Source organism: Rhodococcus sp. IC4_135 (genome assembly GCF_011602025.1).
In the GTDB taxonomy this organism is placed as follows: Bacteria; Actinomycetota; Actinomycetes; order Mycobacteriales; family Mycobacteriaceae; genus Rhodococcus_F; species Rhodococcus_F baikonurensis.
Map to the genome: position 1 here is coordinate 1 of NZ_JAAOLG010000098.1, position 1472 is coordinate 1472.

Consider the following 1472-nt stretch of genomic DNA (forward strand, 5'->3'; position numbering starts at 1 on the left):
GGATAGCGTCCCATGGAGTGGTGTACTTCGGATCGGTGAACCATCAGGTTCGTGATCAACGAGTCGTGTTGTAGGTTATGCGGTTTCGAGTTCGGGTGTCAAAGATTCAGTCGTTGCTTCGTGGGTCGCGGCTCGTTTCTTCGCGTCGATGACGTCTCGTAGTTCGTCCATGCTGACATCGGAGACGTAGCGGCGGGTGACCTGCCATTCGTCATGGGATTCGATGACCACCGCCGTCGCCAAACGCAGGAACGACGCCGGGTTCGGAAATATCTCCACTACGTCAGCTCTTCGCTTGATCTCCTTGTTCAGCCGCTCGATCGGATTGTTCGACCAGATCTTCTGCCAATGCGCCTTCGGGAACACTCGGAACGCAAGCACATCCTCTTTCGCATCACGCATCATCGTGGCGACCTTCGGAAACGACTCCGCCAGGGTATCTGCGACCTGCTCCCACTGCACGGCAACAGCATCCGGTTCGGTGTGCGCAAAGATCGTCTTGATTGCCGCCATCACCGGCGGCACATGCTTCGACGACACAGCAGAGCTGATGTTCCGCATGAAATGCACCCGGCATCGCTGCCACGACGACCCGGTGAACTGCTGCATCACCGCAGCTTTCAACCCGGCGTGCGCATCGGAGATGACCAGGTGCACCCCCGACAGGCCGCGCACTTTCAACCCGGCCAGGAACTCCCGCCAGAAATCGAACGACTCACTGTCTCCGACCGCAGTACCCAACACTTCTCTGGTGCCGTCGATCGACACCCCAGTCGCGACGACGAGGGCGTGAGAGACCACGTGGGCACCGATCCGGACCTTGCAATACGTCGCGTCGAGAAAGATGTACGGAAAGCTGGTGTGCGTCAACGTGCGTTCGCGGAACCTCGCGATCTCGGTGTCGAGACCTGCGCAGATCCGGGAGACCTGGGATTTCGAGATACCCGAGTCCACACCCAGCGCGGCCACGAGGTCGTCGACGTTGCGGGTGGATACGCCGTGGACATAGGCCTCCATGATCACCGCGTATAGGGCCTGATCGATGCGCCGACGTCGTTCGAGCAGACTGGGAAAGAACGACCCGGAGCGCAGCTTCGGGATCTGAACCTCGATGTCGCCGCTGGTGGTTGCGACGGTCTTCGGCCGGTTTCCGTTGCGATAGTTCGTGCGCTCGGCAGTGCGTTCGTAGCGGCCGGCGCCGAGGACCTCGGTGGCTTCGGCATCGATCAAGGCTTGCAATCCGGTGCGGATCAGTTCGGCGAACACGCTCGCTGGATCGGCGCCCTTGAGGACATCGAGCTGAGCGATCAGGGCAGAATGATCGTGGGTCATCGCGTGGATCCTTTGGTCGAGTCACTGGTCAGGTAACTCGTTCATCACTACGCGATGGCCCACCCACAGAACCGGAACGACACGCCCCACCTGCGGCTACGCTGTCTCACCGAATGTCCACCACCCCAGGGGACTTACCC

At 60.5% G+C, this 1472-nt stretch carries 1 protein-coding gene; it reads right to left on the bottom strand.

Features of this window, described 5'->3' with window-relative positions:
- Window positions 1-75: 75 nt before the first annotated feature.
- A complete protein-coding gene (locus G8767_RS35145; protein WP_149357467.1) occupies window positions 76-1332 on the bottom strand; it encodes an IS256 family transposase in 1257 nt (418 codons plus the stop codon).
- Window positions 1333-1472 lie beyond the last annotated feature (140 nt).